25 protein-coding genes are annotated in these 26,965 nt (G+C 59.1%); 10 read left to right on the top strand and 15 right to left on the bottom strand.

Annotation, left to right across the window (positions count from 1 at the left end):
* Nucleotides 1-79: 79 nt before the first annotated feature.
* A complete protein-coding gene (locus LCH97_RS04645; protein ID WP_227303642.1) occupies nucleotides 80-1,303 on the top strand; it encodes a PAS domain-containing sensor histidine kinase in 1,224 nt (407 codons plus the stop codon).
* Here LCH97_RS04645 and ccoS read toward each other — a convergent pair.
* Nucleotides 1,300-1,473 (bottom strand): cbb3-type cytochrome oxidase assembly protein CcoS, encoded by a 174-nt coding sequence (gene ccoS / locus LCH97_RS04640; protein ID WP_227303640.1) that lies wholly within the window; start codon nucleotides 1,471-1,473, stop codon nucleotides 1,300-1,302. The two genes, LCH97_RS04645 and ccoS, sit on opposite strands and share 4 nt — an antisense overlap.
* Nucleotides 1,473-3,908 (bottom strand): heavy metal translocating P-type ATPase, encoded by a 2,436-nt coding sequence (locus LCH97_RS04635; RefSeq protein ID WP_227303639.1) that lies wholly within the window; start codon nucleotides 3,906-3,908, stop codon nucleotides 1,473-1,475. The genes ccoS and LCH97_RS04635 overlap by 1 nt, the downstream gene beginning before the upstream one ends.
* Nucleotides 3,909-3,959: 51 nt before the next feature.
* Between LCH97_RS04635 and LCH97_RS04630 the strand changes: the two genes are divergently transcribed.
* Nucleotides 3,960-4,949 carry an NAD(P)H-quinone oxidoreductase gene (locus LCH97_RS04630; protein WP_227303638.1) on the top strand — a complete coding sequence of 330 codons (990 nt, stop codon included), beginning with the start codon at nucleotides 3,960-3,962 and terminating at the stop codon, nucleotides 4,947-4,949.
* Between the two features lie 190 nt (nucleotides 4,950-5,139).
* Nucleotides 5,140-5,760: a hypothetical protein gene (locus LCH97_RS04625; protein WP_227303637.1), complete on the top strand. Its 621-nt coding sequence runs from the start codon at nucleotides 5,140-5,142 to the stop codon at nucleotides 5,758-5,760.
* 132 nt (nucleotides 5,761-5,892) lie between these two features.
* On the opposite strand, the gene tyrS is transcribed toward LCH97_RS04625, so the two are convergent.
* Nucleotides 5,893-7,167 (bottom strand): tyrosine--tRNA ligase, encoded by a 1,275-nt coding sequence (gene tyrS, locus LCH97_RS04620; RefSeq protein ID WP_227303636.1) that lies wholly within the window; start codon nucleotides 7,165-7,167, stop codon nucleotides 5,893-5,895.
* Between the two features lie 204 nt (nucleotides 7,168-7,371).
* On the opposite strand from tyrS, the gene LCH97_RS04615 reads away from it, so the two are divergent.
* From LCH97_RS04615 to LCH97_RS04585, 7 genes are all read left to right on the top strand, one after another.
* A complete protein-coding gene (locus tag LCH97_RS04615) occupies nucleotides 7,372-8,022 on the top strand; it encodes a cytochrome b/b6 domain-containing protein (RefSeq protein WP_227303634.1) in 651 nt (216 codons plus the stop codon).
* Between the two features lie 237 nt (nucleotides 8,023-8,259).
* On the top strand, nucleotides 8,260-9,684 hold the full coding sequence (gene pyk, locus LCH97_RS04610) for a pyruvate kinase (protein ID WP_017508428.1): 1,425 nt from the start codon (nucleotides 8,260-8,262) through the stop codon (nucleotides 9,682-9,684).
* Nucleotides 9,685-9,915: 231 nt separating this feature from the next.
* Nucleotides 9,916-10,110, top strand: coding sequence for a hypothetical protein (locus tag LCH97_RS04605; protein WP_227303633.1), 195 nt, complete (start codon nucleotides 9,916-9,918; stop codon nucleotides 10,108-10,110).
* 234 nt (nucleotides 10,111-10,344) lie between these two features.
* A complete protein-coding gene (locus tag LCH97_RS04600; protein WP_227303631.1) occupies nucleotides 10,345-10,515 on the top strand; it encodes a hypothetical protein in 171 nt (56 codons plus the stop codon).
* A gap of 336 nt (nucleotides 10,516-10,851) precedes the next feature.
* Nucleotides 10,852-15,819 (top strand): type ISP restriction/modification enzyme, encoded by a 4,968-nt coding sequence (locus tag LCH97_RS04595; protein ID WP_227303630.1) that lies wholly within the window; start codon nucleotides 10,852-10,854, stop codon nucleotides 15,817-15,819.
* 145 nt (nucleotides 15,820-15,964) lie between these two features.
* Nucleotides 15,965-16,102: a hypothetical protein gene (locus LCH97_RS04590; RefSeq protein ID WP_227303629.1), complete on the top strand. Its 138-nt coding sequence runs from the start codon at nucleotides 15,965-15,967 to the stop codon at nucleotides 16,100-16,102.
* A 51-nt stretch (nucleotides 16,103-16,153) separates the two neighbouring features.
* Nucleotides 16,154-16,825, top strand: a complete 672-nt coding sequence (locus LCH97_RS04585; protein WP_227303627.1) for a helix-turn-helix transcriptional regulator — start codon at nucleotides 16,154-16,156, stop codon at nucleotides 16,823-16,825.
* Between the two features lie 597 nt (nucleotides 16,826-17,422).
* Here the strand turns inward: LCH97_RS04585 and LCH97_RS04580 are convergent.
* The 12 genes from LCH97_RS04580 to LCH97_RS04525 form a co-directional block, all read right to left on the bottom strand.
* Nucleotides 17,423-18,004, bottom strand: a complete 582-nt coding sequence (locus LCH97_RS04580; protein ID WP_227303626.1) for a hypothetical protein — start codon at nucleotides 18,002-18,004, stop codon at nucleotides 17,423-17,425.
* On the bottom strand, nucleotides 18,001-18,435 hold the full coding sequence (locus tag LCH97_RS04575; RefSeq protein WP_227303625.1) for a hypothetical protein: 435 nt from the start codon (nucleotides 18,433-18,435) through the stop codon (nucleotides 18,001-18,003). The genes LCH97_RS04580 and LCH97_RS04575 overlap by 4 nt, the downstream gene beginning before the upstream one ends.
* Nucleotides 18,432-21,353 carry a DUF927 domain-containing protein gene (locus tag LCH97_RS04570; RefSeq protein ID WP_227303623.1) on the bottom strand — a complete coding sequence of 974 codons (2,922 nt, stop codon included), beginning with the start codon at nucleotides 21,351-21,353 and terminating at the stop codon, nucleotides 18,432-18,434. Before LCH97_RS04570 ends, LCH97_RS04575 begins: the two co-directional genes overlap by 4 nt.
* Nucleotides 21,354-21,372: 19 nt before the next feature.
* Nucleotides 21,373-21,657 carry an AlpA family transcriptional regulator gene (locus tag LCH97_RS04565; RefSeq protein ID WP_227303622.1) on the bottom strand — a complete coding sequence of 95 codons (285 nt, stop codon included), beginning with the start codon at nucleotides 21,655-21,657 and terminating at the stop codon, nucleotides 21,373-21,375.
* Nucleotides 21,658-21,745: 88 nt separating this feature from the next.
* A complete protein-coding gene (locus LCH97_RS04560) occupies nucleotides 21,746-22,576 on the bottom strand; it encodes a hypothetical protein (RefSeq protein WP_227303621.1) in 831 nt (276 codons plus the stop codon).
* A 36-nt stretch (nucleotides 22,577-22,612) separates the two neighbouring features.
* On the bottom strand, nucleotides 22,613-23,830 hold the full coding sequence (locus LCH97_RS04555; protein ID WP_227303620.1) for an integrase arm-type DNA-binding domain-containing protein: 1,218 nt from the start codon (nucleotides 23,828-23,830) through the stop codon (nucleotides 22,613-22,615).
* 276 nt (nucleotides 23,831-24,106) lie between these two features.
* Nucleotides 24,107-24,586 (bottom strand): hypothetical protein, encoded by a 480-nt coding sequence (locus tag LCH97_RS04550; protein ID WP_227303619.1) that lies wholly within the window; start codon nucleotides 24,584-24,586, stop codon nucleotides 24,107-24,109.
* A 1-nt stretch (nucleotide 24,587) separates the two neighbouring features.
* On the bottom strand, nucleotides 24,588-25,085 hold the full coding sequence (locus LCH97_RS04545; protein WP_227303618.1) for a glycoside hydrolase family 104 protein: 498 nt from the start codon (nucleotides 25,083-25,085) through the stop codon (nucleotides 24,588-24,590).
* 1 nt (nucleotide 25,086) lies between these two features.
* Entirely contained in the window at nucleotides 25,087-25,431 is a 345-nt protein-coding gene (locus tag LCH97_RS04540) for a phage holin family protein (RefSeq protein WP_227303617.1), read from the bottom strand.
* Between the two features lie 70 nt (nucleotides 25,432-25,501).
* The gene (locus tag LCH97_RS04535; protein ID WP_227303616.1) at nucleotides 25,502-25,690 is read right to left on the bottom strand and encodes a hypothetical protein; all 189 of its coding nucleotides are present in this window, start codon (nucleotides 25,688-25,690) and stop codon (nucleotides 25,502-25,504) included.
* On the bottom strand, nucleotides 25,687-25,998 hold the full coding sequence (locus LCH97_RS04530) for a hypothetical protein (protein ID WP_227303614.1): 312 nt from the start codon (nucleotides 25,996-25,998) through the stop codon (nucleotides 25,687-25,689). Before LCH97_RS04530 ends, LCH97_RS04535 begins: the two co-directional genes overlap by 4 nt.
* 9 nt (nucleotides 25,999-26,007) lie before the next feature.
* Nucleotides 26,008-26,922, bottom strand: a complete 915-nt coding sequence (locus LCH97_RS04525) for a hypothetical protein (RefSeq protein WP_227303613.1) — start codon at nucleotides 26,920-26,922, stop codon at nucleotides 26,008-26,010.
* Nucleotides 26,923-26,965: the final 43 nt, after the last annotated feature.

The following is a 26,965-nucleotide window of genomic DNA, read 5'->3' as shown; positions in this document are numbered from 1 at the left end:
CATGTTGGTTCTTGCGTTTTTTTGCGCTGCGCTTTGTTGCATTGCTTTACTCCTTGCCATGGTGCGCTTACGGCAGCGCATGCGTGGCATGCAGTTGGCCGCAGTACAGCAGCGGCAGGTGTTGCAGGATTTTCTGACCATTGCCAGCGACTGGTTCTGGGAGCTGGACGGCGCCGGTCGCATCGTGCGCTGTTCCGCGGCGCTGCAGCCCTTGCTGGGGTTTGCCCCGGCGTCACTGCACGGCTTGCACTGGTCTGCGCTGCAGGCAGTACAGGGCTCGCCGGATAGCCATAGCCGTCTGGCCACGTTGTTTGCCGCTGGCCAGCCTTTTCGCAACCAGGTGTTTTTGCTGGACTGCCCCGATGGTGTGCAGCGCCATATTTCGCTCAGTGCCTTGCCCTGGTTCGACGCTGCCGGGCAGCTGGCCGGTTACCGCGGCACGGGGCGGGACGTGTCGGATAGCCAGCAGCTACAGGCCACGCTGCGTCAGGGGCAGGCCGATATGGGGCAGTCGCTGGCTGAGCAGGCGCTGGCGCTGATCGACGCCAAGCTGGCGGCCGAGCATGCCTGCCAGGCCAAAAACCGGCTGTTGGCGAATGTCTCGCACGAGCTGCTGACCCCGCTGCACGGCATACTGAATTTTGCCGAGATGGCCAGGCTCAAGCTGGCGCGTGGCGACACCCAGCGCGTGGCCGCACACCTGGCGGCGATTGGCGAGAACGGCCAGCGGCTTTCCTATCAGCTGAACGGGTTGATTGACCTGGCCGCGCTGGATGCAGGGCGACGGCCGTTTCACTGGCAAAGCCTGAATATGCGCCAGCTGGTAGAAGACTGCGTCAGCCAGCACGAGCCGGCATGGCAGCCGCGCGAGCTGCAAATACGCGTAAGCAGCCACCCCTTGCCACGCCTGGTGGCCGATCATGGCAGCCTGATGCAGCTGCTGGGGCAATTGCTGGGCAATGCCATCCGTTTTTCACCGCAGGGCGGGGCGATCGAGCTCCAGATAGACCGCCTGGAGACGTGTTTGCAGCTGATGGTGCGGGACGAAGGCCCCGGGGTGCCTGCCACGGAAGCAGAGCGGATATTTGAAGCGTTCGAGCAGGGTAGCCTGGGGCAGGATAGTGGCCACGCGGGGCTGGGGCTGGCGATCTGCCGCCGCATTGCCCAGGCGCACGGCGGGCAGATACGGCTGGAGGCCGCTACGCACGGTGCCTGCTTTATCGTGCAGCTGCCCTTTGTCGCCGGGCAGCCCATGGCCGCTGTGCCCGCAATGGCACCGGCCGCCTGCCCGCAGGCGGGTTAGTCCTGCTGCTTGGGTGTGTCGCGCTGGCTGTCGTCGTCATCCATCAGGATGCGGTGGGCAGGGCCTTCCAGGTCGTCAAACTGGCCGGAGCGGGTAGACCACCAGAACAGCAGGCCGATAAAGAACACCAGCACGATGCTCATGGGAATCAACAGGTACAGGCTTTCCATTACTTACTCCGTTTGGTCAGGCGCAGGGCATTGCTCACTACCAGCAGCGAGCTGAGCGCCATGCCCAGGCTGGCAAGCCAGGGCGTGACCCAGCCGGCCATGGCCAGCGGCAGCGCCACCAGATTGTACAACGCGGCCCACGCCAGGTTCTGGCGGATGATGTGCATGCTGCGCGCGGCCAGGCCCAGTGCCTGCGGCAGGCGGCCCAGCTCGTCGCCCATCAGTACCATGTCGCCGCTGGCGCGTGCCACGTCAGTGCCGCCACCCATGGCCAGCGACACGTCGGCGCGCGCCAGTACCGGCGCATCGTTTACACCGTCGCCCACCATCAGTACGCGTGCACCGCCTTGCTGTAGCTGGCTGACATACGCCAGCTTGTCTTCCGGCGTGGCGGCGGCGCGGTAATCGGCAATGTGCAGTTGTGACGCCAGGCTGGCCACCGCCTTGTCGGCGTCGCCAGACAGCAGGTGGACGCGCAGGCCACGTGCTTGCAGGGCGCGGATCAGCGCCGCGCTGTCGTCACGTACCTGGTCACCAATGGCAAACACGGCGGCCACGCCGCGGCCATCGCCCAGCGCGATGATGGTGGCGCTGGCCGGCAGCTCGTCCGGCAGGCTAAAGCTGCCGCTTAGCCCGGCCACAAAAGCCGGGCGGCCCAGGCGCCAGCGCTGGCCGGCGATGTCGGCTTCTATGCCCTGGCCAGGCTGGTTGCTACGTTGGCCGCACGCGGGTAGCGCGGTGCCTTCCGCGGCTTGCAGCAGGGCGCGGGCGATAGGGTGCTCGGAGCCTTGCTCCAGCGCGGCGGCCATGGCCAGCGCTTGCCCGGCGTCCGGGTGATTAAAGCCATGGCTGGCCAGCAGTTGCATGCGGCCGTGGGTGAGGGTGCCGGTCTTGTCGAATACCACATCGCTAATACGCGCCAGCGTTTCCAGCGCATGGCCGCGGGTGGTGAGGATGCCCAGCTGCGCCATGTGGCCGGTGGCAGCGGTCAGCGCCGCCGGCGTGGCCAGCGACAGCGCGCACGGGCAGGACACCACCAGTACCGCCACCGTTACCCATAGCGCGTGTTCCTGGCTGCCGGCCAGGCTCCAGCCGATATAGGTGGCGGCGGCGGCCAGCAGCAGTACGGTAACAAACCACACGGCGTAGCGGTCGGCCAGCTCGGCCAGGCGCGGCTTTTCCGCCAGCGCCTGATCCATCAGCCGCACAATGCCGGCCAGGCGGGTGTCGCTGCCGGTACGGCTAAGGCGCAGCAGCAGCGGGCTGGCCTGGTTCACGCTACCGGCAATCACGCTGTCGCCAGCCTGCTTGCTGATGGGCGTGCTTTCGCCGGTGAGCAGCGCTTCATCCACGCTGCTGTGGCCTTCCAGGATGTCGCCGTCGCAGGGGATGGTTTCGCCCGGTTTCACCAGCACCACATCACCCACCGCCAGTTGGCTGACGGCCACCTCCTGCTGGGTCTGGTCTTGCGGCCAACCCGGTACCGCGTGGGCAAAGGCCGGGATCAGCTTCACCAGTTTTTCGGTGGCTTCGCCGGTTTTGCGCCGCGCCATGCTTTCCAGATAGCGGCCGCCCAGCAGCAGGAAGATGAACATCGATACCGAGTCGAAGTACACGCCGTGCTCTACCTTGTTCAGCAGCGCCCACAGGCTGGCCAGAAAGGCAGTCAGAATGCCGATGGTAACGGGGGTGTCCATGCCGACGCGGCCGCGCTTCAGGTCGCGCCAGGTGCCGCGGTAAAACGGTATGGCCGAGTACAGCACTACCGGCAGCGTGAGCACAAAGCTGGACCAGTGCAGCATCCACAGCCACTGGCTTTCGATTTCGCCATCCGGCGCCATGTACACCGGGTAGGCGTACATCATCACCTGCATCATGGACAGGCCGGCCACCCATAGCCGGTTCAGCGCGGTTTTGCGCTCTTTCTGGTGCAGCGCTTCCTGGCGCGAGGCATCGTAGGGGTGGGCGCGGTAGCCAATGGCGCTGATGGCTTCCAGAATCTGGCTGAGCTTGAGCTGGCGCACGTCCCAGCGCACGCGGGCGCGATGGGTGGCGTAGTTGATGTCTACCGACAGCACGCCCGGCAGCTTGCGTACGTGGTGCTCGTTCAGCCAGACGCAGGCGGCGCAGGTGATGCCTTCCAGCATCAGCGAAGCCTCGCGGATGTGCTCGTCTTCCACGTGCACAAAGCTGTGTTGCAGCGCTTCGTTATCGTATAGCTGCATCTGCTGCAGCAGCTCGGCCGGTACGGGCTCGGCCTGGCGCTGCTCGGCGGTGCGGTGCTCGTAGTAGTCGGCCAGGCCGCTGTCGATAATGGTCTGCGCTACCGCCTGGCAGCCGGCGCAGCAGGCTTGTTCGGTACGTTCGCGATAGCGGATAGGAAAAGCCTGCCCCGCGGGGATGGGCAGGCTGCAGTGAAAGCAGGTCGGGTTCATGGCGTGCTATTGTAGTGCAAGAGATGCTACTTGTTTTGCCGAGGGTCAATCATGTCCATGCAGCTGGTCACACAAAGCGCGCCGGGTGGCGCAGATACACTGGAAATCGCCTTTGCCGAAAAGCCGCAGCCGGCGCCCGGCCAGCTGCGCGTGCGCGTGCTGGCGGCGGGTATTAACCGCGCCGATATCGTGCAGCGCGAGGGCAAGTACCCGCCGCCCAAGGGCGCGTCGCCGGTACTGGGTCTGGAAATCGCCGGCATTGTCGATGCCGTTAATGGCCCGTCGCGCTTTCAGGAAGGCGATGCGGTGTTTGGCCTGGTGTCCGGTGGCGGCTACGCCGAGTACGCGTTGATCGATAGCAGCGCCGCGCTGCCCAAGCCAGACCTGATGAGCTGGGCCGAGGCCGCCAGCCTGCCCGAGGCGTGGATGACCGCCTGGTTCAACCTGGTTGACATTGCCGCGCTGCAGCCGGGCGAAACGGTGCTGATTCACGCCGGTGCCAGCGGTGTAGGCGCTGCAGCCATCCAGCTGGCCAGCCTGCTGGGCGCCCGCGTGGTAGCCAGTGCCGGTAGCGAGGAAAAGCGCCAGTTTTGCCGCAGCCTGGGGGCAGACGAGGTCATCGATAGCCGCCAAGCCGGCTTTGCGGCCAACCTCAAGGCACAGGGCGGGGTAGACGTGGTGCTGGACCCGGTAGGTGCCGCGCTGTTTGACGACAATATCGCGGTGCTGAAGCCGGACGGTCGCCTGGTGGTGATCGGCATCATGGGCGGCAGCAGCGCCACGCTGAACCTGGGCCTGTTGCTGGTAAAGCGGCTGCGCTTGCTAGGCTCCACGCTGCGCAGCCAGCCGGAAGCGGTGAAAGCCAGCTTGGCCGCCGCGCTGGAAGCCGAGGTGCTGCCCGCGCTGGCCGACGGCCGCGCGCGCGTCACGCTGGATAGCGTCTACCCGCTGGCGGCGGTGGCCGACGCTCATCGATATGTGGAAGACAACCGCAACCTGGGCAAGGTGGTGCTGAGCCTCTTGCCTGTCATCATGCCGTAACGATATTTCGCTAATCTGGTGCCAACAGCAAGTCGCTTCTGCTGGATGGACCTGGATGGGATGCGGGGTTGCCTTTGGACGGGCAACCCCTCTTTTTTGCCCGTCATCCACGCCGGTAGCCTGTGCTAGACTGCGCGCTTGCCAGCGGGGCACCCTCCGCCCCGCCCAACGAACACGAAAGCTACACCGCATGACTACCGGCAACGAGCCCTGGCGCCACGCCAAAAACCTGCAGCAAACCCTGGACACTCTGCTGGCCGAAGCCATCACCGCCAGCGGCCTGTGCCGCAAAATTGCCGAACAGCTGCACTCGCAGCAGCAATATCAAGGCGAGCGTAGCGCACTGTCCAGCAGCTTTGGCCTGCTGGTGCGCAACAAGAAAAAGAAAGAGTTCATCGGCGGCTGGCTCAATTACCAGATCAGCCTGTCCGGCGACGGCTTGCCGCAGCGCGCCGATGGCCAGCCGTGCGCGCCGGTACTGCACGTGGCGCACTGGGCTTGCGAGTTTGCCTTTGAATACGATGCTTATGTCGGCTTCCCCGCCAGCCAGTGGCAGCCGTGGCAGCAGCAGGGCGATAGCCTGCTGTGGTGGGAAGAAAGCGATAGCAGCTTCGGGCCGGAATGGACCTACACCCTGGATCTGGCGGCCTTGAGCAGCGAAGATGCACTGCGCGCTGCCGTGGTAGTGCCGGCGCTGGCGCTGCTGGCCGGCAAACCGGTAGCCGAGGCGCTGCCTGCCACCACGCCCGGCCTGCTGCGCTACAGCAGCGTGCCGGACGCCAATGGCGATACCGACCTGCGCGTGTCCTGATACCCGCGGGCAGAATCATGCGGCCAACCTTGCCAGCCAGGGTTGGCCGCAGTGCTTTTGGCGGTAGCCGATAGCAAAACACCCGGCGCGGGCCGGGTGTTTTGTTGTGCTGTCTGCGCAGTATGGTAGCGCTTAGATCCAGCTGATCAGCGTGTGGTTTTTCTTGCCGCGTTTCAGCAGGCTGTACTGGCCAAACAGGCGGTCGCTATCGGCTACCTGGTAATCCAGCGCCTCGATCTTGTTACCGTTGATGCTCACCGCGCCGCTCTGGATAAAGGTACGCGCTTCGGACTTGGACTTGGCCAGGCCGCCGGCCACCAGCGCGTCGATCAAGCCTGCTTGTGCCCGCTCGATCTGCACGCTGGGCATGCCGTCCTGCGCCAGCTGCGCCAGGTCGGACGCGGTGAGGTCGGTGACGCTGCCGCTGAACAGGCTGGCACTGATGCGCTGTGCCGCGTCGACCGCGGCCTGGCCGTGTACCAGCGCGGTAGCTTGCTCGGCCAGAATGCGCTGCGCCTGCGGCTTGGTGCCGCTGGTTTTGTCCTGCTCTTCGATGGCGTTGATCTCGTCGATGGACAGGAAAGTAAAGTAGCGCAGGAACTTGTACACGTCGGCGTCGGCGGTGTTCAGCCAGAACTGGTAGAAGGCGTACGGGCTGGTCTTGCTGGCGTCCAGCCACACCGCGCCGCCTTCGGTTTTGCCGAACTTGGTGCCGTCGGCTTTGGTGACCAGCGGCAGGGTCAGGCCGTACACCTGTTTCTGGTGGATGCGGCGGGTCAGGTCGGTACCGGCGGTGATATTGCCCCACTGATCGGAGCCGCCAATCTGCAGCTGGCAGCCGTGGCGGCGGTACAGCTCGGCAAAGTCGTAGCCTTGCAGCAGGCTGTAGCTGAATTCGGTGTAGCTGATGCCCTGGTCTTCGCGGTTGATACGCTGCTGAACCGATTCTTTCTTGATCATCTGGTTCACGGAGAAATGCTTGCCGATGTCGCGCAGGAACTCCAGCGCGCCCATGCCGCCAAACCAGTCGTAGTTGTTGGCCATGATGGCGGCGTTGTCGCCGTCAAAGCTCAGGAACGGCGATACCTGGCCGCGGATTTTCTCTACCCAGCTGGCAATCACGTCCGGGGTGTTCAGCTTGCGCTCGGTGGCCTTGAAGCTGGGGTCGCCGATCATGCCGGTGGCGCCGCCTACCAGCGCGATGGGCTTGTGGCCGGCCTGCTGGAAGCGCTTGAGCACCAGCACCGGTACCAGGTGGCCCAGGTGCAGGCTGTCGGCGGTAGGGTCAAAGCCGCAATACAGGGTCACGCTTTCCTTGGCCAGCAGTTCTTCGAGGGCAGCCGCATCGGTTTGTTGTGCAATCAGACCGCGTGCTTGCAGATCCTGGATAAGGGAGGCTTGGGACATCTGTATTGTTCTCCTGAAAGGGTCGGGGCGCAGGGCCCCACAGCAAAACGCCAAGTTTACCCGATTTTGCCGTTTTGCTGCGCTGGCACATTGTGGGCAACATTCGTTAAGCATTGCTTCAGCACGGCATACGCCGGCAGGGGTAAAATCCCTGTTGCATGAGGATGAGCTGGCAACAGCCGGCCAAAAGACGGGAGAGGGTAAATGAGTAACAAGGTAAAAGTATGGGATGTGCCGACACGCCTGTTTCACTGGACGCTGCTGGCCATGTTTGCGGGGATGTGGGCGTCGGCCGAAAACGGCCAGCTGCAGATTCATACCAAATTGGGCGTAGCCATGCTGGTGCTGGTGGTGTTCCGCCTGCTGTGGGGTGTGGTGGGCAGCCAGACCGCGCGCTTCAGCGATTTTTTCAAGCCCTGTCAGGTAAAAGCCTACCTGCGCGGTGAGGTCAGCGAAAACCAGCAGCCAGGCCACAACCCGCTGGGCGGGCTGATGGTGGTGGCGTTGCTGGGTGCGCTGCTGGTGCAGCTGGGCCTGGGCCTGTTTGCCGCCGACGTGGACAGCTACACCTTCGACGGCCCGCTGGCCAAGCTCATCGATAGTGGCCTGGCCGAGCAGGTAACCGAATGGCACGAAATCTGGTTCAACGTGCTGCTGGGCCTGGTAGGCGTACACGTGCTGGCGATTGTGGCTTACCGCAAGCTGAAAAATACCAACCTGGTGCCGCCGATGATTACCGGCAGCAAAACGCTGGCCGGCGAGGTCAAACCGCTGCGCTTTGCGCCGGGCTGGCTGGCGCTGGTGGTGCTGGTGGTGGCTGCCGTACTGGTGGTAGGCGGCTTGTCGCTGGTGTAACAGGGGTGGCTTAGGCACCAAGGCACGCTACGGCGTGCCTTTTGTTTTGTGCGCAGGTAGTGCGCGTATTACGCACGGATGGCCAAGGTTGGCCGCAGGGCGGGGGCGGGTGGCTGGCAGCGGCAGTTTTTGCGGCCAATGCTGCGTGAATCTGCCGTTAACCGGCTTTAACTGTAATCAATTTAGTACACGCGCGTTTCGTACCATAATGCAGGCAGAACCCAAGGAGACAACACCATGACCCGTCGTACCAAAATCGTCGCCACCCTCGGCCCGGCTTCCAGCGACCCAGAAACACTGGAGCGCCTGTTACAAGCCGGCGTCAACGTGGTGCGCCTCAACTTCTCGCACGGCAGCGCGCAAGACCATATCGACCGCGCCACCTTGGTGCGCAGCACTGCCGACAAGCTGGGCGTGCCGGTGGCCATCATGGTAGACCTGCAGGGTCCCAAAATCCGCGTCGGCAAGTTTGCCAACGGCAAGACCACGCTGACCAACGGCCAGCCCTTTATCCTGGACGCCGAATGCACGCTGGGTGACGACGGCCGCGTAGGGCTGGACTACAAAGAGCTGCCGGGCGACGTAGAGCCGGGTGCCGTACTGCTGCTGGACGATGGCCGCATCGTGCTGGTAGTAGAAAAAGTCCTGGGCAGCCAGATCCACACCAAGGTGAAAGTGGGTGGCGTGCTATCCAATAACAAAGGCATCAACCGCCAGGGCGGCGGCCTGTCTGCCCCGGCGCTGACCGCCAAAGATATCGACGACATCAAGGTGGCGGCGCAGCTGGAGGCCGACTACGTGGCGGTATCCTTCCCCAAGAGCAGCGCCGACCTGTACATGGCGCGCACGCTGATTAACGCCGCCGGCTGTCAGGCGCGCATCATCGCCAAGATCGAGCGCTGCGAAGCCATCACCAACCTGGACGACCTGATCAACTCCGCCGACGGCATCATGGTGGCGCGCGGAGACCTGGCGGTAGAAGTGGGCGACGCCGCGGTGCCGGCGCTGCAAAAACGCATGATCCGCGCCGCCCGCGAGCGTAACAAGCTCACCATCACCGCCACCCAGATGATGGAGTCCATGATCAGCAGCCCGGTGCCTACCCGCGCCGAAGTATCCGACGTGGCCAACGCCGTGCTGGACGGTACCGACGCGGTGATGTTGTCGGCCGAAACCGCTGCCGGCCAGTTCCCGGTAGAAACGGTCGAATCCATGTCGCGCGTGTGTATGGAGGCGGAAAACTCCAGCGACTACCAGCTGGAGCGCACCTTCCTCAACCGCGAATTCACCCGCGTAGACCAGTCCATCGCCATGGCCGCGCTGTTTACCGCCAATCACCTGCCGGTGCGCGCGCTGGTGTCGCTCACCCAGACCGGCTCTACCGCGCTGTGGATCAGCCGGGTGAATTGCGGCGTGCCCATCTACGCGCTAACACCCGATATCCGCACCTACCGCCGCCTGGCCATGTACCGCGACGTATTCCCCATGCTGCTGCCCGCCGCTACCGACCAGAAAAAACTGCTGGCGGCCGCCGAGCGCAAACTGCTGGAGCGCGGCCGCGTAGAGCAGGGTGACGTGCTTGTAGTAACCATCGGCGACACCGTGGGCATGATGGGCCACACCAATACCATGAAGATCATCAAGGCGGGCGAAGCGCGCTAAGCGCCCGGCCCCATGCCGGCTTCACGCCGGCTTGCCATGTGCCCAGTGCGGCCAAGCTGTTATCCCAGCTTGGCCGCACTGTCTTTCTGGTTCTCGATACAAATAGGCAAAACGCACTTTGTAGCGATCGTGCAAAATGCTGATTTCATTGTTCTGCAGAAACTCCGTTGCCATGTCATGGTCAATGACATTTGCTTGTTATGATGCTGAGTCATGAAAGACGGAGGGGCTATGAAGCCGGTACATTTTCTGTACTTTGCGGTAGCGGCATCGACCATATTGCTAGCCTGGGTGTTGCTGGGCAGCAAGCCGGACGACCCGCATGTCTGCCCGCCAGAGCGCCGCGTAGGCGATTTCTGCAAAACCACACTGCCGGGCGGCGTGATCTGGTTGCGGCAGATACCGGGTGTGGGTATTGATCGGTAAGCCACAGTGTGATTGCTAGCGAGCAATTTCCCACCTCTGCCCCTTGCCCAAGTCCTGCCAGCGCGATGCGGCCAACTCTGTCGGCTGTTTGGTGGCTGCTTAATGCATGTCACTGTCCGGGGGCGGCTGCTGCCCATCGTCCAGCAGGCGGGCGCTGGATTGTGACCAAAGTTGTAAAATGAAAAAGCATCTGCGCTTTGGCGTAGTGGCTTTTGGTATTTGTGACGCCAAAAAATGCTGACCAAAAAGCTGACCAAACAGCCTCAAAAAGCCCAAAAAAAAGCCCCGCAAGTGCGGGGCTTTTTTGCTAACTGCTTGATTTTACTAGAATCCGGTGGGGCGGCGACTACAGAATTGACTGCTAAAAACCAACACTGGCAATGTTTTTTTCAATTTGGACTTTGAAAATACCGTCAAAAATACCGTCACTTCCTTTGCGTTGCTCTTCTCGTGGAGCAAATGTCTTTCAGACTAATTAGTCGATCCTGGGCCTGCATAGCAGATGTGGTACTTAAGTCTCATTGTTACTCTGGCAGCGTCAGGCTCGTTGATCTCATCGGTGAGTCCACATTAGATGTGGTTTTGTCCGTGAGTGACTCAGCTCACCTCGTCACGTTTTCTTCAGGCCTACTTGCGATGGCCAACGTCTACTACCCGTCTTTGCAAAAATCCTCATGGCATTGGTTTTGTGATTAAAATGCCGCATTGCTCAGTCATCTAACCTGATAAGAATAAATCGCCATGTCTGCACTACAAACCCTGCTGACCACCTTTCGCAACGCCGCCGTTACCGAGCGTGAAAAAGGTACCTACTTCGAAGAGCTGATTGTCTGCTACCTCAAGAACGAAGCCACTTACCGCGACCTGTACAGCGACGTGTGGCCGTTTGGCGAATGGGCCGAGCAGTACGGCAATGGCTGGAGCAAGAAGGATACCGGTATCGACCTGGTGGCCAAGACGACAGACGGCGAATACCACGCTATCCAGTGCAAGTTCTACGCCGAAGACTACAAAGTCCAGAAAGCTGATATCGACAGCTTTTTCACCGCCTCCGGCAAGCAGCCTTTCAGCCGCCGCCTGATTGTTACCACCACCAACAGCTGGGGGCCAAATGCTGAAGACGCTTTGGTTAATCAGCAGCCACCGGTTACCAAGCTGGACTTGCAGGCACTGGAAGACAGCCAGATCGACTGGAGCCAGTACCAGCCTAAGCAAGCCGCTGTGCTAAAGCCCAAGAAGCAACTGCGTGACCATCAGATCCGTGCTTTGACTCGTGTTGAAGCCGGCCTGGCCAACGCAGAGCGTGGCAAGCTGATTATGGCCTGCGGCACGGGTAAGACCTTCACCAGCCTGAAGATTGCCGAGAAGCTGGTGGGGGCTGGCAAGCGCGTACTGTTCTTGGTACCTAGCTTGTCGCTGCTGTCGCAAACCCTCACCGAGTGGACGCAAGAAAGCACTACCCCACTGCACAGCTTTGCCGTGTGTTCCGATAGCGACGTGGGCAAAAAGCGCAAGAAAGACGATGACGTGGTTCAGACGCTGGCCCACGAACTGCGCTATCCGGCGACCACTGATGCGGCCAGGTTGGCCACAGAGATGGCCAAGCGTCACGATGGCGAGCACATGAGTGTAGTGTTCAGCACCTACCACTCCATCGACGTGATCAGCCGTGCTCAACTGGAGCATGGCTTGGCCGATTTCGACCTCATCATCTGTGACGAAGCCCACCGTACTACCGGTGCCACCTTTGACGGCGAAGAAGAAAGCGCCTTTGTCCGTGTACACGATGGCGACTACATTCGCGCTGCCAAGCGCCTGTACATGACCGCCACCCCGCGCATCTATGGTGATGGTGCCAAGGCCCAGGAAGAAAAAGGCGGCGTGGCGCTGTGCTCGATGGACGACGAAAGCCTGTTTGGCAAAGAGTTGTTCGTTATCACCTTCAGCGAGGCGGTGAAGGCCGGGCTACTGGTGGACTACAAAGTGCTGGTGTTGGCTATGGACGAAGCTCACATCAGCCGTAGCCTGCAAAACCTGCTCAAGGACGACAACAACCAGATCAAGGTCGAAGACGCTGCCAAGATCGTCGGTTGCTGGAAAGCGCTGTCCAAGCAAGACACCCGTGAAGACCTGGGCGACGATGCCGCCGCGATGCGGCGCGCCGTGGCGTTCTGCCAGGTCATCGAGTACCAAAGCAACGCCAAGACCCACAAGATCAGCTCCAAGAAGATTGCTGACATGTTTGCCGCCGTGGTGGAAGAGTACAAGGCCAGCAACCCGGACGAGGATTGCGCCACCCTCAAGTGCGAGGCAGACCACATCGATGGCGGCATGAATGCCGGTGAGAAAGACAGCAAACTCGCCTGGCTCAAAGCACCGGTGCCGGACGATACCTGCCGCATCCTCAGCAATGTGCGCTGCCTGTCTGAAGGCGTGGATGTGCCCGCGCTAGATGCCGTGCTGTTTCTCACGCCACGCAGCTCGCAAGTCGATGTGGTGCAATCTGTTGGTCGCGTCATGCGTCTGGCCGAAGGTAAAAAGCGCGGCTATGTGATCTTGCCGGTGGTCATCCCCTCTGGTATGGCACCAGACGAAGCCCTCAACGACAACAAGACCTACAAGGTGGTGTGGCAGGTGTTGCAGGCGCTGCGTTCGCACGACGACCGCTTCGATGCCATGATCAATAAGCTGGATCTGGTTGGCAACGACACCAGCAAGATGGAAGTGATCGCCGTCAGCGATAAGGTGCAGAAAAAAGCCGATAAGAAAACCGCTGCGACCAAGCTGGATAAAGGCAAAGGCACTTATGGCATTGGTAGCGCAGGGAAAGCTGCAGAAAACAAACCGGAACAGCAAACGCTGGAGTTTGAAATCGGTGAAATCGAACGCGCCATCTTTGCCAAGGTGGTGCAGAAGTGTGGTAATCGTCATCACTGGGAAGAATGGGCCAATGATATCGCCAAGATTGCCCGTACCCACATCACCCGCATCACCGAGATTGTAAAAAACGACTGTAATCACGACGAGCAGGTAGCCTTTCAGGGCTTGGTCGCCGAGCTAAAAAATGACCTGAACGGCAAAATCGGTGAGGAAGAAGTTATCGAGATGCTGGCCCAGCATCTGATTACCAAGCCGGTTTTCGATGCCCTGTTTGCCGACTACAGTTTTGCCAGCCATAACCCGATGTCTAAGGCCATGCAGAACGTGCTGGATCGGCTGCATGAGCACCGGCTGGATAAAGAAGCCGACACACTGGAAAAGTTCTACGCCAGCGTAAAACTGCGGGCCGAGGGCATCGACAAAGCCGAAGGCAAGCAGAAAATTATTGTCGAGCTGTACGACAAATTCTTCCGCAACGCCTTCCCGCGCATGACCGAGCGCCTGGGCATTGTCTACACCCCGGTGGAGGTGGTGGATTTCATCATCCACAGCGTCGAGCACATCCTGCAAAGCCAGTTTGGCCAGAGCCTGGCCAGCGACGGCGTGCACATTATCGACCCGTTCACCGGCACCGGCACGTTTATCACGCGCCTCTTGCAAAGCGGCATCATCCCGGCCGAGCAGCTCAAGAAAAAATTCAAGGGCGAAATCCACGCCAACGAGCTGGTGCTCTTGGCCTACTACATTGCTGCCATCAATATCGAGGCGGTGTACCACGGCATTGCCGGTGGCGATTACGTGCCGTTTGACGGCATCTGCCTCACCGACACCTTCCAGATGTACGAGAAAGAAGATCTGGTCGATCAGGTGCTGTTCCAGAACAGCGCGCGGCGCAAACGGCAAAAGGCGCTGGATATCCGCGTGATTATCGGCAACCCGCCGTATTCCGCCGGGCAAGACAGTGCCAACGACAACAACCAGAACGTGGCCTACCCGCAGCTGGATGCCCGCATCCGCGATAGCTACGCCGCCCGTTCCGCTGCCACCAACAAGAATGCGCTGTACGACAGCTATATCCGCGCCATTCGCTGGGCGTCAGACCGGTTGGGCGATAGCGGCGTGATTGGCTTTGTGACCAATGCCGGGTTTCTGGAAGCCAACACCGCCGACGGTTTGCGCCAGTGTCTGGCGGAAGAGTTTTCCGATATTTACGTCTTCCACTTGCGCGGCAATGCGCGTACTTCGGGCGAATTGCGCCGCAAGGAAAAGGACAACGTTTTCGGCATGGGCAGCCGCGCCCCGATTGCCATTTCGCTACTGGTGAAAAACCCGCACGCCACCCAGCATGGCCGCATTTTCTGGCACGACATCGGCGACTACCTGAGCCGCGAGGAAAAGCTGAACATCGTGAGTGAGTTTGGCAGCATCGGTGGCATTGCTGCGGCCAACCTTTGGCAAGCCATCACGCCGGACGCACATGGGGATTGGGTCAAGCAGCGGGATGCAGGGTTTGAAGGCTTTTTGCAGATTGGAAATAAAAAGCAAAAGTCAGACGTTCTATTCGAGAACTACACCAGAGGTTTAGAGACTGGGCGCGATGCTTGGTGTGTGAATGCCTCTGGTAAGTTGACATATCAAAATGTCAGCAAATTGGTAGATTTTTATCATGCGGAGTTAAGCAGATTTAATGCTTCTTTCACACATGGCGATGATGCAGATCGACTTGCACTGATTGATGATTTTGTAAGTCACGATGCAACTAAGGTTAGCTGGACGAGTAGTTTGAAGCAGAGCTTGGCACGAAATCACGCGATCAAAACTGATGCAAAACGTTTGGTAGTTGGCCTGTACCGGCCATTTCAAAAGCAGTGGATTTATTACCACGGCGCTTTGAATCACCGTGTCGGTCAATTGCCCCAAATCTTCCCCGATGTGCAATCGCCCAATCGCATGATTGTCATCAAGCAACGCTGGAACGGTGATGGCCAGTTGGCCCTGATGGTGGATCACATTATGGAGCTGCAAACCGATGGCGGTACGCAATGCTTCCCCCTTTACCTCTACGAAGAGGACGATGCCAAGCCCGCCAAAGAGCCGCAGCAAGATAGCCTGTTCGACAGCCCGCCCGCTGCTGCGGCCAAGGTTGGCCGCACGCGCCGCGATGCCATTACCGACGAGGGACTGGCGTATTTCGTGGCCGCTTACCCGGACATGCCCATCAGCGATGCTATCAGCAAAGAAGACATTTTCTATTACGTCTATGGTTTGCTGCACTCACCGGATTACCGTGAACGCTTTGCCGACAACCTCAGCAAAGAGCTGCCGCGTATACCTTGCGTGAAAGGCGCGGCCAATTTTCGGGAGTTCAGCAAAGCTGGGCGTAAGCTGGCCGAGCTGCATCTGAACTACGAAACCGTGGCCATGTACGAAGGTGCCAAGGTGGATACCAGCGGCAAGACGCTAACTGCTGCTGACTATCGAGTCGAGAAAATGAAGTACGGCAAGACCAAGGTTGTTGATAAAGAAACCGGCCAATCAAAGACTGTTGATGACAAAACTGTGCTGATCTACAACCCACGTATTACTGTAACCGGCATCCCGCTGGAAGCCTACGAGTACGTGGTCAACGGCAAACCGGCGCTAGACTGGGTAGTAGAACGCCAGCGCGTGAAACCTGATCCGGTTAGCGGCATCGTCAACGACGCCAACGATTGGGCCACCGAAACCATGAACAACCCGCGCTACCCGCTGGAGCTGTTCCTGCGTGTGGTGACCGTCAGCCTGGAGACGATGAAGATTGTGAAGGCTCTGCCGTCACTGGATATCTAAGTGAAAGTGCCGGGCCTGCCCGGCATTTTTCCGCCTGCTGCGAAATATCATGATTTATCACGAAACGATCATGATAATATCAATGGCATAAAAAAGTGGTTTTGGCAGAATTGTGGCTCCTCTATGCGCTCTTTAGGAGATCACCATGTCGAACCACAACGCTGATATCAAGAACGGTAACAAAGGTACATCCGGCACCAACAAGACTTACGACCAAAACCAGGGCAACCGGGGCAAGCAGCTGAATCCCAATCAGCAAGCGCCAAAACCGACCAAGAAATAAAGTCTGATCGTTTGAACGCTGGCGGGCTTGCCCGCCTTTTGGCACGAAAATATGGAACAGAACTCGCGAAAATATCGCTACACCAAGCAGCTGATCAATATGGCGTTGCGTGATGGCTGGACGCAGAAACAGATCGCTGACGCATGCCGTACTCAGCAGTCTGTCGTCAGTGCTTGGAAAAATGGTGCCAAGCAGGCATCCGAGCACCAGTTGAAGCCCTTGCTGGAAGTGTATGGCGCAAGATTGCGGAGAAAATCATTCCGGATTTATCACGATTTGCGTGTAGTGCCTGAGCAAGAGCCGGAGATCAAGCTGATCAAGGTTGAGGGCGAGGTTATCTTTTCGCATGCCTATGATACCTATCTGAGTTGCCCCCGATGCAATCCTGGTGAATGCAGGGATGATCGGCACCCGAAAAAACCTGTTCCGCAGCGCCGGATCATCATTCATGACCAAGGCGGGGGAAAGTTTTGCCTTGTGAAGCAAGAGCGGGTATTTAAGCCAAATTACCAAACGCTGTTTGCCGATGCGAATATTTTCAGAAGCAATGCAATAGCTCAGCTTTCGGTGGGGCAGTTACTGGTGCTTGTGGATGACAATCAATTTTACGAAAGTCAAAAAGAATACAAGTCTGACAAGCTGATGATTCGCACCTTGCTCCGTAAAGCTTTGCTAGAGCATGGCATCCCCCTGGAAGGGGTTGAGGAACACTTGTCAGTTTGATAGGCTAAGGAACCCCCAAGCAAAAAACTGTGGCCAGGTTCTGGCCCATTGATTTTGATCATGCGTGATCGTTGGTATTTCTCAGTCAGTTAATGCCCCGCAGCAAGGCCATTTCGCCCCTGCGGCGCTTGGAGAAATTTTTAAGGAAGACAACCACCTGGCGGTGCTGCTGTTCTAGGTGGTGGCGCAAGCTGGCTACCACCGAAAAGTGCTTGTCTTGATTAGGGAATGGGGCGGGAAGAAGGCCGGGCCACTTTGTATAAAGTCGCCCGGCTTTCACTTTTTCAAGGCTTTGCTGCGTGAGTCAGCTGGAATTCAAGCTACAACCACTAGCAGCAGTAAGATGCAGGCATCGCTGCAAGGGCGTTAGACTAACCATTTATGGTTACTATCGGCTTTAAAGATTGCCAGGGCAATGTAAGAGCCGAACTATCCCAAATAGAATGGCCCGTTTTGGTATGGAACATGGACATGTTCGATCAACTGCCGGACATGTCCATTTGCAGTGCGGACATGTTCGGTTGTCTGGTGGACATGTCCCCATTTTATTGGACTTGATTACTGCCATCTCGGTCGGTAGTTCTACTTCCCGTCTGGCTACAGGTAGTCCACCAGCGGAGCGTCCAAACCGCACAGTTTACTGAGCTGCACAAGGATGGGAGCCTCCAGCCGATGGTGATCTGTAAGCAGTTTCTCGTAAGTGTACCAGTGCATTCCAGTAGGCCTGTTGCCATGCCCATTCAAGAAACCTGCTTCCCAGCCCAAGCGTTCACGGACTTTATCAAGTTTTCGGCACTGGCGGTCATGCAGGCTTTCTCTTTGCACTTCGTACGCCATCTTGTGGCAGCGACGACATGCTAGTTTAAAGCCAAGGTATAGCAGGGCCGCCTTTCTGCCGCAGTGTGGGCAAGCAAACCAAACTCGTTGATGGCCATAGTTGCAAGGTGTAGTCACCAGCTGCACCGCCTGAGCAATATGGCAGCTTTGCTCGCGGTTGCTGATCTTGTAGCGGAAGGTAATGTACGCATCCGAGATCTCAATCCATATTGAGGCTTTTAGCTCCCCCGTATGGTGGTGTTTCCACTCCCAGGCGTATCTGTAACCAGGTACTAGCAGCTTTTTTCGGGCCAATTGGCGCACATCAATGTGCCGCAGGTCGGTTGTCAGCGGTTTTGTCATACGAAATCAATAGGCAAATTAATCAAAAACTCAGCTTTGCAGCTGTGGTGCCATCGGTCGATATGCGCCAGCCAGCCAGTGCGGATGGTATCGGCGTCACACTCACCGGACACCAGCTGCCGGCTAATGATGGTCAGGTGTTCGACCCACAAGTCATGCGGCCAACTTTCCAGCGTGGCTACTCGCGACACCAGTCCGGCCAGATCATCGGGGATGGGGTGGGGCGGAGCGGCGCCCTCCCGTCCGCTTGTTTCCGTGCGCCTGCAAAGATTCCCGTTTCGAACGGGAACTACGGGAACCACGGGAATCGATGGCCAAAGCCCTTGTAGGGAAAGGCTTTCAGGTTGGCAGTGCGGTTCCCATTGCTGATTTTTCGCTACGGGAACTGCGGGAACTGCGGGAACTGCCAGTATGGATAGGTCTAGTTTCATTGTTCGTCCTCCCATATCCCCGGCGTTATCAGGTACACATTCGATGGTTTGTTGCCCATGCCTGGCAGCTTGGCCTTGTAGGTGGTACGGTCATCTGATTGCGTCTTGAGCCAGCCACGGCCTGCCATCGACTTAGCCACACTTACCGGGTTGAATCCCTTGCATATCTCTTTGCGGAACGCAGCCGGCAGCACGTAGAACCACAGTCCGTCATCTTCCAAGCGCTTGAAGCCTGCTCTGTTGATCGTGCAAGCAGTGGCGGCGGGGTTGGCATCCCATGGGGTAAAGCGGCTTTCGCCGTGTGCCTCCAGAAAAGCACGTACCGCAGCAAGTCCTTCGCGGGTTTCCGCATCTCCGGCGCCGCCACGCCCGGATAGCCACTCATTGAACAGTCGCACGGCGGCGGCCATCGCCTCGCCTTCCTGCCAGCCAGTCAGCCCCCAAGTGGTGGCAATTTCGCCGGCCACAGCTACCAGGGCAAAGCGGCTGGCCGCCCTCACCACCTGGCCGGAGGCGCTGGGTGGCACGTCCTCTGCCAGAAAGCTGGCCCGTGCATCACGAATCAGGGTGGCGACGGCATCGCACTGCTGCACCAGTTGTTGCAGGAAAGCTCGCCCGGCGGTGCCGTGCTGCTGCTGGCAGGCTGCCTTGATAGCTTGTGACAAGGCAGCTCCGCTTTCCATGCCATGCAGAGTGTCGAACAGGCCAAGGCCTGCACCAGACTCGGCAGCGATATCAATCAGGCGGATTTCCTGTCCTGCCCGGCTTTGCTTGCCAGCTTCCTGCATGTGTTGTGTCAGGCTGATTTCACCCGCAGACAGCAGTAGCACGCGCCAGCGTGCTGGTGTTCGCATGGTGCCGTTGCGGCTGGCGCGGGCCTTGCCCTGGCCGTTGGCGATCAGGTAAGCGGATTCCCCTGCCTCGCGGGGATCTACCTGGGCCAGCTCGTCCAGTATCACCAGCAAATCATTACGGCTAGCACAAAGCCCCTCCAAGCCGTTGGAGGTGGCCCGCCACTTATAGCCGTAATCGGCAGGGCTGCCCCATACCGAAGCGGCGGCTTCCAACGCGGTGGACTTGCCGGCGCTCGATGTGCCAATTAGGTGGAAACCGCCAGACTCGTTAGCTAACTCGGCGAGTGGTGCAGCGAAGGCCAGCGACAGTGCAAACACCAGCCGGCTGTTACCTGCGGCCAACTTCGCCACCAGCTCGCGCCAGCCGGCAGCTGTGCCGGCCTGCACCATGCCCATGGTTTCATCTCGCTCGCTCTGCAAGAAGATGCCCTCGCCATCCTGCTGGCTGACTACATCGTCGTGCAGCACAAAGGCGCCGCCATGCCAGCCGGTTCTGCTGGTGCAGCGGACAAAGCGGGGTGGTGTGCAGCGTACAAGGTAGGCGTTCAGTAGCTCCCGCGCCTTGCGGGTGGGGTCGATGTCCAGTCCGCCCCGTGCCAGCTCTTTTGCCATCTCGCTACCATCGCCACATGTCAGCTCGGCAGGCATGGCCCAGCGGTGCGGTCTGCCTTCGGCGTCATCCCAGTACAGCAGCCGGCCCCAGTTGCTGCCGCGCTCGTCTCGGGTCTTGGCCTCAACACTCAGGGGCGAGCATATCCAGCGGGGCGGTCTTTCGCCTTCTGGGTCTAGCCAGTACACGCCTGGGCGGTGGCTTCCATAAATCAGCAAAAAACCAGGCGGTAAGCCTTGCGTGTTCCCGTGGTTCCCGTTCTCGTTTTCTGGCAACGGTAACCTGCCTATATCGCTGGAAGTCTCGCCAGTGCTAGATTCTTGATGCAGGTTCCCGTGATTCCCGTAGTTCCCGTCGATTTTAGGTAAGTCTGCATCCCCAACAGCAGGTAGGGGTGTTCCTTCTCTCTCATTTGCCATTGAAACGTAGCCCGACATATATAAATCGGTGTTTTTTTCTGGATTTGCGGGAGCCTGTACCGCCTCAGTGACAGCCAGCAAGCCGGCCAGCTGGTGCAGGTCGTTGTAGTCGCTTGGCGCTTTGCCATGCTGCTGGCGGTACTGCTCGATCTGTTCCTGGGTAAATACCGGCACCATCGAACGGCCACGGCCTTGCAGCAGCTCGGCGGCGCGGCTGGCCGCCTTTTGGCCGGTCAGGCTTTCGTCTGTATCACCGCACACCAGCACCTGCACATCTACCGGCAGGGCACTGGCTAGCCGGCCCGCGATCGTCACCAGGTTATGGGCGTTGAAAGCCACCACCACCGGCAAGCCCGTGGCTTGGTGCAAGGTGCAGCCCGTGGCCCAGCCTTCACACAGCAGCACGGTGTCCGCGCCCTTGATCTGGCCCAACACCAGCGAGGCACCTTTGACCTGGCCACCCGTCAGGAAACGCTTACCGCCATCGGCACCAATGATCTGTAGGTTCACCAGCTCGCCACCGTCCCGCAGCGGGATAAGCAGCATGTCGCGCAGTTGGGCCGCGCCCTTGGGCTGGATGCCCTTGGCCTGTAGGTAGGTGTGTTCGCTGCTGACAGCATGACCACGCCCCCACAGGTTGGCCGCTTGCTGCCGGGCTACGTCCCGCTGCTGCTGGGCTAGCGCCTCGGCCTCGGCCTGGGCGGCCTGTTGGTCGGCCTCGATCTTGGCCCGCTCCTCGGGGCTAGGTGGCTGGTAAGGCGCGGTCGGGCGGTAGCCGTGCTGGATGGCCTCGGCAAACAGGCTGGCAATGGTGATGCGCCCGGCAGGCTTAATGCTCTTCCAGACAGATCGTGCTGCCTTGGGCTGGTAGTTGTCGGCGGTGCGGCTCCAGTCATCCCAGATAGGGAAGCCGGCTTCGCCCAGCTCCGATTTCACGGCCATGCCGTGCATTACCCACTTGTCGCGGTCGTGGGCGTCCAGATAGGCTAGGGCGGCGCGGATATCATCGCCTGGCGCTCGGAGTGGGACGTTCATGAGGATAGCCTTGGCGACATTACTCATTTTGGCCTCCCCAGGTGTCATGCCGACCTTGTGTTTCTAGCCACTGTCGGATGTCTTCTACTTTCCAAGCAGTGACCCGTTCGGAGAGCTTGATTGGGGCCGGGAAGGTTTGACCTTTCACCCTTCGCCAGATTGTTGAGTCGCTGAGGGGGATGATGACGCGCAAGTCTGCAAGGCGAACAAAACCCGTAGCAGGTAAAGCGCCGTAGGAGGCGTGGTTGTCGTGGTGATGCTGGGCGCGCTTGGAGGTATTCGCGCTATCTGCTGGATGAGTCATAGTGTGTCACTCCGTCTATTAGAAGGGTGACGCCAATGTAAAAGCCCCTTCGCGGGGCTTCAGGCAACTGCCAAAGGCAAATGGCAGATCAAGAGTCTGCCAGCAAGCGGATAGCCTCGGAGAGTTTTTCTCTGATGTTACGAGTACTCATTCCGTAGAGGTTGGAATTTGGATGGTGTTCTATAAGCTCGGAGACTTCATTAGCAATAGATGCTGCGTTTGGCTTGTTACCCCGTTTGTACTTCCCACCTTTCTCTGCGAGCAGAAGAGCCATTCCTCCAAGCATTTTCAGCAGATTTTCGCGCTCAGTGGTATTGGTTTTTGATGGCTCTTCGTCTTCAGCATCCAAAGATGCTTCAAACCTCGTGATATCTGATGTACGCATAACCAGAACAGCATCATCGGGCAGTCCGCCTGCAGGGTAGCTGTTGTCCGCGCTTATCTTTTTGTCTTGATGGATATCTCGAACCTGATAGATGTATCCATCACCATTCTCAACAAATGTCCCATCAAGATCGATCAATGTAACAACAGGGCCGCTAGTCTCCATTTGGAGTCGATGATCCACGTCTAGCCTTTCTGCGCCTACCATGGATAAGGTGTAAATGCCAATCAGCTTTACCAGTCCATCTTTATATTCGAATACTTCTGAGTCAGTGCGTGGTCCTTTGTAAAGACGAACAGTAATTGCTGGATTTTCAATGCTTGGTACTTCTTGATACGTAGCCTCTTTAATCGGCACGCGTCTACAGCATTTTGCATAAGCATGATTTACGAAGTTTACCGACAGCCTTAAGCTTCCATCCAAGGCTAGCTGAAGGATATCTGCGACAGTTACTTGCCCGCCTAACGTCGTACTAAGCCTCTTGGCTGCATCTTCTAGCGTCAGCCATTGCTTAAGCTTGAATAGTTTGCTCATTGCTACCTCTGGGCGAAAATGTTTGTGATGCTGCTTTTAGGCTGTTTTGAACAGCGGAGTGACTTTCGCTCCGGCTTTCAAACTATCCAGATAATCTGCCCAGGCTTGCATCATCTTATTGCGTTCGGGTAAGTACTCAGCGTAGTTGTAAGTTGCCCGGATGCTGTTTCGCTCGGCATGTGCCATCTGACGTTCGATAGCATCACGGTTCCAGCACTGTTCATTAAGGAGGGTCGAAGCCATATGCCGGAAGCCGTGACCGGTCATAGTGTCTTTGTCATACCCAAGGCGTCGTAGGGCTGCGTTGACTGTATTTTCTGACATCGGACGACCATTGGAGCGCGCACCAGGAAAGACATAGCGGCCATTGCCGGTCAGCGGTTTCAGCTCAGACAGGATGGCCACAGCTTGGCGCGACAGTGGTACGACATGTTTTTCCCGCATTTTCATACGCGCTGCAGGGATGATCCACAGGGCATTCTCAAGATCAACTTCACACCATTCCGCTTGTCTCAACTCTCCGGGTCTGACAAACACTAGCGGGGCCAGCTTCAGTGCGCACTGGGTTGCCAAGGTGCCTTGGTAACCGTCAATGGCTCGCAAGAGCTCAGCGATCTTGGTCGGGTCGGTGATAGTTGGGAAGGATGTTTTAATCGTAGGTGCAAGCGCTCCCGTAAGGTCTGCGGCTGGATTGTATTTGGCACGACCGGTAGCAATCGCGTACCGAAATATCTGGCTGGTGTTTTGCATTGCACGATGCGCAGTTTCTATCGCACCGCGCCGCTCGATACGCTGCAGGTTGGTCAGTAGCTCAGGCGCTTCAATGTCGGCAATGGGACGGCTACCCAGCCAAGGGAAAATGTCGCGCTCTAGGCGGCGAATAATTCGCTCTGCGTGCCCATCAGTCCATGTTGGTTTGAACTTGGCAAACCACTCACGCGCTACAGCCTCAAGGCTATTTTCAGCTTGAAGAACCTTAATGGCTTTGGTCACCTTGCGGTGCTCGCCAGGGTCGATGTCTTCCGCTAAAAGCCGGCGAGCTTCGTCTCGCTTTTCTCTTGCATCTTTGAGAGTGACAGTTGGATACACGCCGATGGCCAAGGTCTTGCGCTTGTTGGCGTAGCGATAGTCCAACCTCCAGTACTTGCCAGTTTGATTAACCAGTAGGTACATACCTTTTTCATCCGCATACTTGGCGGGTTTGCCATCCGGTTTGGGTTTGGCGTTCTTGCAGGCGGTATCGGTAAGTGGCATGACGGTATCTCACTCTGACGGTATGCAAACTACCGTCATAGATACCGTCAGCAGAGACGGCATGTCAAGGCGCACGGTGACACGCCATGAGACAATAAAAAACCCCGAGAGCCTGGGCTGTCGGGGTTTCTGAAGCTTCATGACACGTCATGAAGTGGTGTTTTGGTGGAGGCGGCGGGAATCGAACCCGAAACCGACCGACCGCAAGTATTTGATATATCACCCTTTATCGTGCCGCATCTTTTTTAAGTGCGACAGAAGTGCGATTCTACCAATTTACTGCCTACTTTGCAGCTCAATCCACGCCTGCAACGCCGTCAGCTGCTCGGCGTTTTCCCTGCAGGTAAGGTAGTTGGCCGCGACGGTAGCGGCAAGGTCTTGAGCGGGGACGGGGGGCGCATCAGCAACTCCGGTGGCGTCGGGTAGCTCACCACGGACTGCGGCGTCGTGGAGCAGGCGGAAACCGCCAGGCAGAGCAGGGGAATCAGCCGGTACATAAACGGGCACCTCCTTGATGATGGTCTGGCCGACCTCGCGCACGGTGTGAACGCGGTCGACGTACTGGGTTACCACCTGCACGGTGGCTTCGGCCTGGCGCTGCCTTACGGTGGCCACTGCTACCGTCTGGATACCTGTGGCGGCATCCCACCGTGCCTGCACCTGACTGGCACCCTTTACCCAGCCAGTGGCAAAAACGGCAGCAGCCAGCGCCAGCATGGCTAGCCAGCGATACGAGGCGGGGATAAGGGTACCCATGTCACGCCACCTTTCCACCAGCAGCCGCGTAGGCGGCCACCAGGTGCTCAAGGCTGTGCTCGTTCTGGCCATAACCAGCGCCAGGCAGAGACGCCCAGCGGCTGCGGCACTTGCTGATGGCTGCAGCAACCTTGCCCCGTTTGAGATCGTCCAGCGCATTGCATTCGCGGATCAGCTGCAACGCGATGCGGTCCTGGTTCATCGGGCCGAAGTTCGACAGGCCAAGCTGCTTCTTGTAGTGGTCAAAGTAGCGCGCCAGGATCTGGTACCGGCCTGCAGCGGTGGACTTGATGCCCAAGCTTGGCAGGTCAATCAGGCGGCGGGGGTGATCGCTATAGCTGGCAAACAGGATAGGGCGCTTGGCCGTACTGCCCACCACCACGTTGTAACCATCGTCAGACAAGGCCAGCAGGTCCTTGCCCAGCTCGGACACGGCCAGCATGTCCAGAAACGCCAGCACGTTGGCGCCGCCGGCTTCTTGTGCGGAAATACGTGCCATGTCATTGCTCCTCGGTGTTGGGAACGCCCATCTTCTGGGCCCACACTTTCTCAAACTGGAAAATCGCCCGGCTGCCCATGTGTCCACTGATGCCGACCAGCGCGGCAGACAGCAGCTGAGAAACACCAGCCCACTCGCACAGGTAGAAGGTCACAACACCAGCAAACGCGCTGATGGCCAGCTCGCCGACGATCTCGGCCATGCTGATCTTGCCGTCAGCCTTCGCCCGGCGGATTGCGCCCGCCACGCCACCCAGTAGTGCTAAAGCCAGCACCCAGACGTACGTCAGCAAACTGTACGAAGTCGGGCTTTTGGCTACTTGGGCTGCCTCCTGAATTTCCTGCATACATCCCCCTTGAAATGAAAAACGCCCCGCACATGGCAGGGCTAGAAAGCAGAAGACCCGCCGAAGCGGGTCATTTGGTAGCGGCCAGTTCGGCCTCGGTGCAAGGGCGCCAGCGCTGGATGGTGGCACCCTCCGGCGTGGTGGCTTGCACCATGCACTGCGGCGGTGGTGTGGGCATCAGCGCTTGCGCGCCCATCTGCAGCAGCTGGGCGCCGGCCAGCGCGACGATGATCAGCGTGCCGATTTCGTAGGTTTTCATGGTGCGGTACCTTTCAGCTTTGCCAGCTCGCCCTGGACTGCTGCCAGCTGCGCTTTGACAGTGGCCAGTTCAGCCTGGGCTTTCTCTGCGGACAAGAGCGCGGCCGTGGTCGCTTCGCCCAGCACCTGAGCAAGCGCGACGCCTTGCTCACCAGCCACCGCCAGCTGCACTGGCGACTGCAGCTGACTGGTCAGCACCTGACCGTCTTTGACGACTTCGTAGATACGGACGTGGTGCGCACCGATGGTGCCGTCCGCGTTGTGGCGGATGAGTGTTTCGTAGGGGCGAGTTGTTTCGATGATAGACATACTTTTCCTTTAGCTCACAGGTGCGTTAGTACGGACATTGATCCATGCAGAGCCATTGCTCAGGCACAACGCAGGGCCGCCGCTGGCGTTACTGACGGTGATTACGTGGTCGAGATATGCTGCCGCCGATGGCAGCGTGGACGCGGTGTATCGACCGACGGAGACCGGCCCCGCTACCGCCAGCGCGCCAGCCACCGACAGCTCCATCAGCTTGCTGAAAGCGATACTGTCACCAGCGATACCGGCAGGCGCGCTATACCACTTATGGGCACCTGCTGAGGCGTCCTGGTCATACCGCGTGGCGCACTTCGATCCGATATAAGTCCATGCGCCAGAGTAGAAAGCGTTATTCGTCTGATAGTGCGAGTTCACATCACACGACACTGCCCACGACATGGTCTGGACTGCATTTTGCCCAGGGCCTGCGTTCGACCAGGCGCTAGGCGTCATGCCGATGCCCAGACTGCCGGCAGCAGTCAGTGCAGGCCGCTTCGCAGTCTCCACAAAAAGCTGGGCTAGATCCGCCATCAGCTTGCGCAGGCCATGAAGCCCGGGCAGCGTGGTCTCGCCATCGCTGATCGACACCACCCCCTGGCTATCTGCCCACGCCATAAAGGCTGACAGCTGCACATCCGTCAGGTTAAGCACCTGCCGCAGCAGGGCCATGGTTTCCGCGTCCGAGCCTTGCGGCACGATGCGCAGGATGGCGTAGGCCTGACCTGCCGCCGTCGCGCCCTGGTACGGCGTGCGCAGCTGCAGGGCGGTATCGGACGTGATTGCCGCCACCTCATACTGCTTGCCGTCTGGCCCCTGAAAAGCATCGCCGATGCTGGCGGCCGTCTGCCAGCGGGTATCGACGCCGCTGACATTGACACTGCCCGCAGTCACCGTCACGGTGCCGAGGCGAGTCCATGCAACACCCATGTGACACTCCCGATAAGAAGCCCGGCACATGGCCGGGCGGTTG

The organism is Vogesella sp. XCS3 (genome assembly GCF_020616155.1).
Classification (GTDB): domain Bacteria; phylum Pseudomonadota; class Gammaproteobacteria; order Burkholderiales; family Chromobacteriaceae; genus Vogesella.
Note: the sequence above shows the minus strand (reverse complement) of the source record. Positions and strands in the feature narration are given on the sequence as shown.

Bases quoted from the DNA above. Each gene is read 5' to 3' on its own strand.
- LCH97_RS04645 (WP_227303642.1), top strand. From the start codon at position 80: ATGCGTGGCATGCAGTTGGCCGCAGTACAGCAGCGGCAGGTGTTGCAG.
- ccoS (WP_227303640.1), bottom strand. From the start codon at position 1,473: ATGGAAAGCCTGTACCTGTTGATTCCCATGAGCATCGTGCTGGTGTTC.
- LCH97_RS04635 (WP_227303639.1), bottom strand. From the start codon at position 3,908: ATGAACCCGACCTGCTTTCACTGCAGCCTGCCCATCCCCGCGGGGCAG.
- LCH97_RS04630 (WP_227303638.1), top strand. From the start codon at position 3,960: ATGTCCATGCAGCTGGTCACACAAAGCGCGCCGGGTGGCGCAGATACA.
- LCH97_RS04625 (WP_227303637.1), top strand. From the start codon at position 5,140: ATGACTACCGGCAACGAGCCCTGGCGCCACGCCAAAAACCTGCAGCAA.
- tyrS (WP_227303636.1), bottom strand. From the start codon at position 7,167: ATGTCCCAAGCCTCCCTTATCCAGGATCTGCAAGCACGCGGTCTGATT.
- LCH97_RS04615 (WP_227303634.1), top strand. From the start codon at position 7,372: ATGAGTAACAAGGTAAAAGTATGGGATGTGCCGACACGCCTGTTTCAC.
- pyk (WP_017508428.1), top strand. From the start codon at position 8,260: ATGACCCGTCGTACCAAAATCGTCGCCACCCTCGGCCCGGCTTCCAGC.
- LCH97_RS04605 (WP_227303633.1), top strand. From the start codon at position 9,916: ATGAAGCCGGTACATTTTCTGTACTTTGCGGTAGCGGCATCGACCATA.
- LCH97_RS04600 (WP_227303631.1), top strand. From the start codon at position 10,345: ATGCTGACCAAAAAGCTGACCAAACAGCCTCAAAAAGCCCAAAAAAAA.
- LCH97_RS04595 (WP_227303630.1), top strand. From the start codon at position 10,852: ATGTCTGCACTACAAACCCTGCTGACCACCTTTCGCAACGCCGCCGTT.
- LCH97_RS04590 (WP_227303629.1), top strand. From the start codon at position 15,965: ATGTCGAACCACAACGCTGATATCAAGAACGGTAACAAAGGTACATCC.
- LCH97_RS04585 (WP_227303627.1), top strand. From the start codon at position 16,154: ATGGAACAGAACTCGCGAAAATATCGCTACACCAAGCAGCTGATCAAT.
- LCH97_RS04580 (WP_227303626.1), bottom strand. From the start codon at position 18,004: ATGACAAAACCGCTGACAACCGACCTGCGGCACATTGATGTGCGCCAA.
- LCH97_RS04575 (WP_227303625.1), bottom strand. From the start codon at position 18,435: ATGAAACTAGACCTATCCATACTGGCAGTTCCCGCAGTTCCCGCAGTT.
- LCH97_RS04570 (WP_227303623.1), bottom strand. From the start codon at position 21,353: ATGAACGTCCCACTCCGAGCGCCAGGCGATGATATCCGCGCCGCCCTA.
- LCH97_RS04565 (WP_227303622.1), bottom strand. From the start codon at position 21,657: ATGACTCATCCAGCAGATAGCGCGAATACCTCCAAGCGCGCCCAGCAT.
- LCH97_RS04560 (WP_227303621.1), bottom strand. From the start codon at position 22,576: ATGAGCAAACTATTCAAGCTTAAGCAATGGCTGACGCTAGAAGATGCA.
- LCH97_RS04555 (WP_227303620.1), bottom strand. From the start codon at position 23,830: ATGCCACTTACCGATACCGCCTGCAAGAACGCCAAACCCAAACCGGAT.
- LCH97_RS04550 (WP_227303619.1), bottom strand. From the start codon at position 24,586: ATGGGTACCCTTATCCCCGCCTCGTATCGCTGGCTAGCCATGCTGGCG.
- LCH97_RS04545 (WP_227303618.1), bottom strand. From the start codon at position 25,085: ATGGCACGTATTTCCGCACAAGAAGCCGGCGGCGCCAACGTGCTGGCG.
- LCH97_RS04540 (WP_227303617.1), bottom strand. From the start codon at position 25,431: ATGCAGGAAATTCAGGAGGCAGCCCAAGTAGCCAAAAGCCCGACTTCG.
- LCH97_RS04535 (WP_227303616.1), bottom strand. From the start codon at position 25,690: ATGAAAACCTACGAAATCGGCACGCTGATCATCGTCGCGCTGGCCGGC.
- LCH97_RS04530 (WP_227303614.1), bottom strand. From the start codon at position 25,998: ATGTCTATCATCGAAACAACTCGCCCCTACGAAACACTCATCCGCCAC.
- LCH97_RS04525 (WP_227303613.1), bottom strand. From the start codon at position 26,922: ATGGGTGTTGCATGGACTCGCCTCGGCACCGTGACGGTGACTGCGGGC.